Source organism: Siccirubricoccus deserti (assembly GCF_014283215.1).
GTDB lineage: Bacteria > Pseudomonadota > Alphaproteobacteria > Acetobacterales > Acetobacteraceae > Siccirubricoccus > Siccirubricoccus deserti.
The window spans coordinates 1-7,291 of sequence record NZ_JACOMF010000114.1 but is presented as its reverse complement, the minus strand read 5'-3'; the positions used below and the strand labels follow the sequence as shown (position 1 = coordinate 7,291).

10 protein-coding genes and 1 pseudogene are annotated in these 7,291 nt (G+C 67.8%); 6 read left to right on the top strand and 5 right to left on the bottom strand.

From position 1 onward, the window contains the following. Positions 1-132: pseudogene (locus tag H7965_RS27935) on the top strand (IS481 family transposase); the annotation flags it as partial. Between the two features lie 250 nt (positions 133-382). On the opposite strand, the gene H7965_RS27930 reads toward H7965_RS27935, so the two are convergent. Next, entirely contained in the window at positions 383-1,246 is an 864-nt protein-coding gene (locus tag H7965_RS27930) for a LysR family transcriptional regulator (protein ID WP_186773809.1), read from the bottom strand. A gap of 169 nt (positions 1,247-1,415) precedes the next feature. Here H7965_RS27930 and H7965_RS27925 point away from each other — a divergent pair, with 169 nt between their 5' ends. Both H7965_RS27925 and H7965_RS27920 read left to right on the top strand, forming a co-directional pair. Continuing rightward, positions 1,416-2,099 (top strand): AzlC family ABC transporter permease, encoded by a 684-nt coding sequence (locus tag H7965_RS27925; protein ID WP_186773808.1) that lies wholly within the window; start codon positions 1,416-1,418, stop codon positions 2,097-2,099. Then, positions 2,099-2,413, top strand: a complete 315-nt coding sequence (locus H7965_RS27920; protein ID WP_186773807.1) for an AzlD family protein — start codon at positions 2,099-2,101, stop codon at positions 2,411-2,413. Before H7965_RS27925 ends, H7965_RS27920 begins: the two co-directional genes overlap by 1 nt. A 47-nt stretch (positions 2,414-2,460) precedes the next feature. Here the strand turns inward: H7965_RS27920 and H7965_RS27915 are convergent, their stop codons facing one another. The 3 genes from H7965_RS27915 to H7965_RS30555 all read right to left on the bottom strand — a co-directional run bounded on the left by H7965_RS27915 (position 2,461) and on the right by H7965_RS30555 (position 3,044). Beyond that, positions 2,461-2,652: a hypothetical protein gene (locus H7965_RS27915; protein WP_186773806.1), complete on the bottom strand. Its 192-nt coding sequence runs from the start codon at positions 2,650-2,652 to the stop codon at positions 2,461-2,463. After that, on the bottom strand, positions 2,649-2,780 hold the full coding sequence (locus H7965_RS31440; protein WP_261394417.1) for a hypothetical protein: 132 nt from the start codon (positions 2,778-2,780) through the stop codon (positions 2,649-2,651). Before H7965_RS31440 ends, H7965_RS27915 begins: the two co-directional genes overlap by 4 nt. A gap of 99 nt (positions 2,781-2,879) precedes the next feature. Next, positions 2,880-3,044: a hypothetical protein gene (locus tag H7965_RS30555; protein WP_222440860.1), complete on the bottom strand. Its 165-nt coding sequence runs from the start codon at positions 3,042-3,044 to the stop codon at positions 2,880-2,882. Positions 3,045-3,311: 267 nt separating this feature from the next. Between H7965_RS30555 and H7965_RS27905 the strand changes: the two genes are divergently transcribed. Then, entirely contained in the window at positions 3,312-4,286 is a 975-nt protein-coding gene (locus H7965_RS27905) for a Bug family tripartite tricarboxylate transporter substrate binding protein (protein WP_186773805.1), read from the top strand. Positions 4,287-4,648: 362 nt separating this feature from the next. After that, positions 4,649-5,794, top strand: coding sequence for a zinc-binding dehydrogenase (locus H7965_RS27900; RefSeq protein ID WP_186773804.1), 1,146 nt, complete (start codon positions 4,649-4,651; stop codon positions 5,792-5,794). Positions 5,795-5,871: 77 nt separating this feature from the next. Here H7965_RS27900 and H7965_RS27895 read toward each other — a convergent pair whose 3' ends face one another. Beyond that, positions 5,872-6,063 carry a hypothetical protein gene (locus H7965_RS27895; RefSeq protein ID WP_186773803.1) on the bottom strand — a complete coding sequence of 64 codons (192 nt, stop codon included), beginning with the start codon at positions 6,061-6,063 and terminating at the stop codon, positions 5,872-5,874. A 41-nt stretch (positions 6,064-6,104) separates the two neighbouring features. On the opposite strand from H7965_RS27895, the gene H7965_RS27890 reads away from it, so the two are divergent. Beyond that, complete coding sequence (locus H7965_RS27890) at positions 6,105-6,941, top strand: HpcH/HpaI aldolase family protein (RefSeq protein ID WP_186773802.1); 837 nt, start codon at positions 6,105-6,107, stop codon at positions 6,939-6,941. The last annotated feature ends 350 nt before the right edge of the window (positions 6,942-7,291 follow it).

Sequence of the window (7,291 nt, the reverse complement as noted above, 5' to 3'; positions counted from 1 at the left end):
TACAACTTCGGTCGCCGGCTCAAGCGACTACGCGGCCTCACACCATACGAATTCATCTGCAAGGCATGGACGGCGGAGCCGCAACGCTTCACAGCAAACCCGCACCACCAAATGCCGGGACCAAACATCTAGTACTGCAACGGCACCGACAAGGCCGCGCTCCGCCTCAGCGCGTTGGGCTGCAAGGTCAAGATGATGATCGGCGGCATGACCGGCTGGGCGGACGAGGGCTGCGCCTTGGCCAGGGGGCGGAGCCGGGCTGCGTCATTGGCACAGGCCCCACCACCTCCCTGCGGGCCGCGCGCGCCGAGGGAGCGTGATGCCCAGCGCTGCGCGTGGAGCGAGCGTGAGCGTCGCAACAGCGGCCGCTTTGTGGCGTGCGTTACCGCCGCCGCGTTTGGGCTCCCCAACCTTCGCGGATGTGCGCCGCAAGCAGGCTGCCCGCGAGGGACAGCGGCAGCGCCGTGTGCAGGCGGATATCCGCCTGCGGCAGCCTCGGCATGCCCTCGGCCGCGCCCAGAGCCGACAAGGCGGATGGCAGCATGCTCTCCTTCACCACCGTGACCGCGAGCCCCTGCGCGGCGATGGCTTCAACGGCGCCGAGGCTGTGGCTGACGAAGGCCAGCCGCCAGGCGCGCCCCGACCTGTCCAGCGCCTCCAGGGCCCATTTCCGGAACAGGCAGCCCGTTGGATAGAGCGCCACGGGCAGGGGATCGGCGGTGCTGTCGATCTGCGGACTGCCCGCCCAGGCCGCCTTCTCGCGGCACAGCAGCAGGCCGGATCTCTTCCCGGTGGCGTGCATGGCGATGACGAGGTCGAAATCCGACCCGACCCGCTCCACCATGCCGGATGTGAGGCCGGTCTCCATCTCGATCTCGACGCCCGGGTAGGACGCCGCGAAGGACGCTAGCAGTGATGGCAGGACAAGGGTGCCGTAGTCCTCCATAACGCCGAGGCGCACGCGCCCCTGGACGTCATGGTCTAGCATGCGCTGCATCGCTTCTTCACCCAGCGACAGGATCCGGCGCGCATAGCCGAGCAGCTTCTCGCCAGCGGGGCTCAGCGCGACATGGGTGGTCGACCGCTCCAGCAGCCGGACGCCGACATGGTCCTCCAACCGCTTGATCTGGGTGCTCACCGTCGACTGGGTGCGGTTCAGCGTCGCTGCGGCGCGGGTGAAGGACCGCCGGTCAGCGACCGCGACCAGGGCCTGCAGCAGGGTCGGATCGAGAGCCGGCCGCATCATCATGAATTCCGATAACTCCGATCCCAGAATTCGATTTGTGAAATGATCTAGCCGCCTGCTATCGCAGCCGCAAGCGTGACGGTGCGGTACCGCCCGCTCCTTGGATGGTGGCATGGGTTCGGATGGCGGGTGGAGCGGCGGGGCCGCGCGGCACTCCGAGGGTCGCGAGATGTCATGCGCGCAGAGCGCGCGGCTGGGCCTGCGCCGCGCCACCTCGCTAGCGATCAGCTCCGGCCTGTTCGGTATCCTCTACGGAGCCGCATGCGCCTCGCTCGGCATCTCCCCAGCCCTGGCCGCGCTGTCCTGCGTGCTGGTCTTCTCGGGCGCGGTACAGTTCGCCGTGCTGGGCATGCTCGCGGATCCCTTCTCAGCACCGGTCATCGCGGTGTCCAGCCTACTAATCTGCAACCGGCTGTTCCTGATGGGCGTCTCGATGGCCGACCATCTCCGCGGGCGGTCATGGGCGGCCCGGCTGCTGTCGATGCCGGTGCTGACGGACGGCGCCTGGGCCGCCACGGTCGCCGAGAAGGCGCCGGTCGACCGATTCGTCTTCTTTGTGTGCGCCGGCCTCTGGATCCTGGCGCTGTGGGTGTCCGGCACGCTGCTGGGGGCCCTGCTGGCGGGCCGGCTGGAGCCCGAGGTTATCTCGGCTCTGCGATTTTCCGGCGTACTGCTTCTCGCACTGCTGCTGCTGCTGGTCGTCAGGAACACTCCAATGGGACATGCTCCGTGGATGGCCTCGGCGCTGACCGCCATAGCTGCGAGCCAGGTGCTGCCCCTGCCGCTCGGCTTTTTGGCGGGGGTCGCTGCCGGCTCCGTCATCATCTGGTTCGGCATCCGGCGGGCCGACTGATGACAGTTGAAGAACGCTTCGCCATCGCTATCGGAATCATGGCGGTCGTAGCTTTCGGATGCCGCGCCGGCGGTTTGGTGGTCGGGAGCCGTCTGGGGGAAAGCCCGAAGCTCCGGCGCCTCTTCAACGTGCTGCCGGCCTGCGCCATGGGCGCAGTGCTCGGTCCCTCGCTGGTGGCGATGACCGTCGTTCAGTGCGTCGCGCTTGTCGTCTCGGCGCTGGTCTTCCTCGCCTCGCGGCGATTCCTCCTGGCACTGGCCTCCGGCACGGCCGTCCTGCTGTCCGAGCGGTGGATTATCGCCATCCTGGCGTAATGCCGGGTGTCGCGCACCGGCGCCGGCCCTCGTGGTGTCCGGCGGCGCTACCGCCCCTCATCCAGCAGTCGCTGAAATCGGAAGCCGCGGGCCAGCGCCTTGACCGGGGCAGGGTCTGGGCGGGTCAGCTGCATCGCCGCGCCGCCGGTCGCGACCGGCGTTATCATCGTCTTCCGGCCCGGCCGCCGCCGGATCTTCAGCGGCACCCGAACCGTGATGTGCGTTGTGGTGGCGCTCATGCTGCCACCGCCGAGGCGGGGGCAGCGTTGCCCGTGAAATTGTGGACGAGGTTGCTCAGCCCCTCCAGCCGGAGCCGGATGTCGGCGCCGGCCGGGCCAACCACCACCCGCTCCACCAGTGACCGCACGATCCGCGCCTGCTCGGCCGGGAACAGCTGCTCCTACAGTGGATCGAGCAGATGCAGCGCCTCCCGGGCCTCGCCCTCTGTCAGATCCGGCGCGTCCTTTCAAACCGCCCGCCCGGTGCCGACCACGATCTCGGGCTGGCGCAGCAGCGCCCGCACCTGGTCCACCACCGCGGCCTTGATCTCGCCGGCCGGAGCCAGCGCGATCGCCGGCCGTTCCGCCGCGCCGCCTTTCAGCACGGCCTGGCTCACATAGTAGCGGTACATCTGCCCGCCCCTGCCGCGGCTGTGGCTCGGCGATAAGGCGTGGCCTTTGCTGTCGAAGTTCAGCCCCGCGCAGCAGAGGGGTGGTAGTGTTCCGGGACCGGCTTCTCGGCACCCGCAGGTTGACCCGCAGGATGGCGTGCACCGCGTCCCACTGCGCGTTGATGAGCGCTGCTGATCAATGCCGCCGACGAGGAGCGATCCGACCTTGATTTACTCCTGTCTTCTACCCGATGGTTCACGTGGCGGAACGCCCCAGGGAGAGACGTCATGGCCCAGACTCGCCGCGCGCTATGCGCGGCCTGTATCGGCGCGGCATTAGCCCGGCCCGCCCTTGCCCAAAACCCCGCCTGGCCCACCCAGCCCATCCGCTTCATCGGGATCTTCCCTCCTGGTGGGGGGACCGACATCCTCTCGCGCATCTGGTGCAACCGGATGAGCGAGATCACAGGCCAATCCTTCGTGGTCGAGAACCGCTCCGGCTCAGGCGGCAATGTCGGGACGGAGGCGATCGCACGCGCCACGCCGGACGGCAACACGATCGGGCTCGCCTCGGTCTCCTCCCTCTCGATCGCGCCGACCCTCTATGCGCGGCTGCCCTATGACGTGAACCGCGAATTTTCCTACATCTGCGGCCTGTGGCAGCTGCCGAACCTGCTCTTCGTGCGCCCTGACGTCCCGGCCCGCAGCGTTCCCGAGCTGATCGCGCTCTGCCGCGACGACCCCGGCCGCTACAGCTTCGCGAGCTCGGGCGCGGGGACCACGCTCCACCTCGCGGGCGAGATGTTCAAGCACATGGCGAGCGTGGACATCCTGCACGTGCCCTACCGCGGGGGCGCGCACGCCTACAACGACCTCCTAGGCGGCCGGGTCGACATGATCTTCGGCAATATCCCTGAGGCGCTTCGCCTCTCGCGCGAGGGGCAGGTCCGGCCGCTGGCCGTCACGGGGGCGGCGCGCAGTCCACAGGCGCCTGATGTGCCGGCCATGGCCGAATTTCTGCCGGGCTACGAGATCAACTCCTGGGGCGGCGTGCTTGGTCCCGCGGGTATCCCGCCCGCGCTTGTCGGGCGGATCGCCGAGGTCGGGCGCGAGGCGGTCGAGAGCGCCGAGGTGCGACGCCAGTTCGAGGAGAAGGGCGCCTCCGTGTGGTGGACCACGCCCAAGGAACTGGCCGAGTTCCGCCGCGAGAACGAGGCACGCTTCGCGCCACTGGTCCGTGCCTCCGGCGCTCGAGTCGAGTGAGAGTTGGCTTCATGGTCGCCGCGCCGACTCCGGAGGTTTCTGTCGCGTCGTAAGGCCGCTTCGGTAGTGCCGGCCAAAGCCGGACCGGCCGTAGAATACGACTCCATCAGCCCTGGCAGCGTCATTCCCTTCGGCTGTCGTCCATCTAGTGTCGCCTCGACGAGATCCGGCGCCAGCAAGGTCAGCCGGAGTAGGGTTCCGAGGCACCCGCATTCGATCTTCTCCGCCTTCTCCATCTGCGCGCCTGATCGGCGGACACCAACTCGCGCCACAGCGCGCCCGTTCGGCTGCGCCGGGCCACGAGTTTACCCGTCTGTGTCCTCGGCCTAGAATTCCAGTCTGGTCGTCACGGGGGAAGCGACATGGCAGAAGGCTGCGGGCTGAACGGACTGGAACTGCGCTCGCGCATCAGTAGGGACGGTGTGCTGGAGCTTTCCCTACAGGCTGTGGCGGTGCCGGAACCGGCAGCTGACGAGATTATCGTCCAGGTCGAGGCGACACCGGTGAATCCCTCCGATATCGGCGTTCTGCTCGGTCCGGCCGCGCTCGATGCTGCCGAGTTCGGCGGTACGGCAGCACGGCCAGTGGTGCGCGCGTCTGTGCCGGCGGCAGCGCTGTCGGCCATCGCCGCCCGGCTGGATGCCTCGCTTCCCGTGGGCAACGAGGGGGCGGGCACCGTGGTGCGTGCCGGTGCTGATGTCGTCGGCCTGCTCGGCAAACGGGTCGCGGTGTTCGGCGGAGCGATGTGGGCGCAATACCGCCGCGCGAAGGCGGCCGACTGCCTGGTGCTGCCCGAGGGGACGACGCCGCGCGACGGTGCCTCCTGGTACGTCAACCCCATGACGGCGCTCGGCTTCGTGGAAACTATGCGCCAGGAAGGCCATACCGCCCTGGTGCACACCGCCGCGGCCTCCAACCTCGGCCAGATGCTGAATAGCATCTGCCTCGCAGACGGCATCGGCCTGGTGAACATCGTGCGAAGCCCGCAACAGGCGGCGCTGCTGCGGGGCCAAGGCGCCCGCCACGTGGTGGACAGCGGCGCCCCGGACTTCACCGCGGCGCTGACCGCAGCACTAACGGAGACCGGCGCCACCCTGGGCTTCGACGCGGTGGGCGGCGGACCGCTGGCCGGGCAGATCCTGGCCGCTATGGAGGCCGCGGCACGGCAGGCCGCCAGCGGCTATCACCACTACGGCTCGGACCGGCACAAGCAGGTCTACCTGTATGGCCGACTGAACACCGGGCCAACCATCTTCGAGCGGGCCCCGATCGGCTTCGCCTGGGGGCTGGGCGGCTGGCTGCTGATGCCGGCGCTGAAGAAGCTGGGTGCGGCGACGGAGGCACGGCTGCGCGGCCGCGTGACCGCCGAGCTGAAGACCACTTTCGCCAGCCACTACACCGCGGAAATCTCCCTGGCCGAGGCGCTGCGGCCGGAGACCATGCGGGCCTACTGTCAGCGCGCCACGGGAGAGAAATTCCTGATCCTGCCTCAACAGGGAGTGGGCTGAGTTTCCCTCGCCAGTCCCGGTCCCTTGCGCTTGGCAGCTGAGAGGGCCCCGCCTCGCTCGGCCCGCCCTTCGCCCGGCTATTCCACTGTGATTGCCGCCTCCTTGACCACCCCGAACTCGAGCGTCACCGCAGTAGCCACGCGCCGGCCCAACGCCTCGGCCGGGTGGCCCACCAGTTCGTGGTCTTGGGTCACCAGCGCGACGCATCCGCTCTCGACGCCGACCGCAAGTGGCGCCGCCCAGGTTGCGCGCAGTTCCTGATCGGACAACACTCGTGGTCAGCGTCCCAATCGTCGGAGGAAACGACACCATGCGCCCCAACCGCTTGCGCCAGAAGCTGAACGCTGGGGAGCCGACGATCGGCACGCACATCCTGTCGAGTTGGCCCACGCTCGTGGAACTGATCGGCGACGCCGAGAACTACGACTATGTCGAGTTCACTGCCGAGTACGCGCCGTTCACCATGCATGACCTCGACAATCTCGGCCGTGCGTTCGAGTTGAAGAACCTCGCCGGCATGATCAAGGTTGAGCAGAAGCAGTACGCGCATCAGGCGATGCGGGCGATCGGATCGGGCTTCCAAAGCGTGCTGTTCGCCGATATCCGGACGGTGGCTGACGCCGAGTTGTGCGTCGCCGCGGTGCGCGCCGAAACCCCCGGCACCGGCGGACGGCTCGGTGTCGGCATGCGGCGTGATGTGGGCACTGTGCTGGAGGGCGGCTCGCCGGCCTATGTCGACGCGCTGAATGAGGTGGTGATCGCCATCATGGTCGAGAAGCGCGAATGTGTGGAGGACCTGGAGGCGATCCTGTCGGTCCCGGGCATCGACATGGTGCAGTTCGGGTCATCCGACTACTCGATGAGCCTGGGGCTGACCGGGCAGCGATCGCACCCGGACGTGGTGACGGCGGAGCGCAAGACGATCGAAACAGCGCTGAAAATGGGCAAGCACCCGCGTGTGGAACTGGCGGATATCTCAGGCGCGAAGCCGTATCTGGAGATGGGGGTAAAGCACTTCTGCATCGGGTGGGATGTGCGGATTCTGTACAACTGGTGGCGCACGAATGGGGCCGGTATGCGGGCTATGCTGATGGGTGAGGCGGCGGTGGCCCACGCGCCCCAGCCGGTGAAGACCGGGACCTATTGAGGCACCGGATCGAGCTATTGGAAGCGTCGTTATACCGCTGGCGATCTGAATAGGGTGGAACGCCGCCTGTCTGCTTCCGGCCAAAGCCTTCCTTCAGCTCCTGCCCAGCGGTGACCCTCCGAATATCCGCTCATGGATGAGGAGTTGCCGTCTTAAAGCCGACATAGGACGGCTGCTATCCGCTCCTTGTGGTCAGTAGAGACCGCAAGTAGCGGAGGCTCAACTAGAGCGAAATCTGACCATTCAGAGTCGCTGAGGATTCCCGCCCGGCGCGAAATCTGATTCACCGTGCCTGCTGGGCACGGAGGCCAGCTTGCATGGCGAGAACCCTGTCCGAAGATCTACGCGCC

Coding starts and splice junctions, on each gene's coding strand:
- H7965_RS27925 (WP_186773808.1), top strand. CDS start 1,416: ATGTCATGCGCGCAGAGCGCGCGGCTGGGCCTGCGCCGCGCCACCTCG.
- H7965_RS27905 (WP_186773805.1), top strand. CDS start 3,312: ATGGCCCAGACTCGCCGCGCGCTATGCGCGGCCTGTATCGGCGCGGCA.
- H7965_RS27930 (WP_186773809.1), bottom strand. CDS start 1,246: ATGATGCGGCCGGCTCTCGATCCGACCCTGCTGCAGGCCCTGGTCGCG.
- H7965_RS30555 (WP_222440860.1), bottom strand. CDS start 3,044: ATGTACCGCTACTATGTGAGCCAGGCCGTGCTGAAAGGCGGCGCGGCG.
- H7965_RS27900 (WP_186773804.1), top strand. CDS start 4,649: ATGGCAGAAGGCTGCGGGCTGAACGGACTGGAACTGCGCTCGCGCATC.
- H7965_RS27890 (WP_186773802.1), top strand. CDS start 6,105: ATGCGCCCCAACCGCTTGCGCCAGAAGCTGAACGCTGGGGAGCCGACG.
- H7965_RS27920 (WP_186773807.1), top strand. CDS start 2,099: ATGACAGTTGAAGAACGCTTCGCCATCGCTATCGGAATCATGGCGGTC.
- H7965_RS27915 (WP_186773806.1), bottom strand. CDS start 2,652: ATGAGCGCCACCACAACGCACATCACGGTTCGGGTGCCGCTGAAGATC.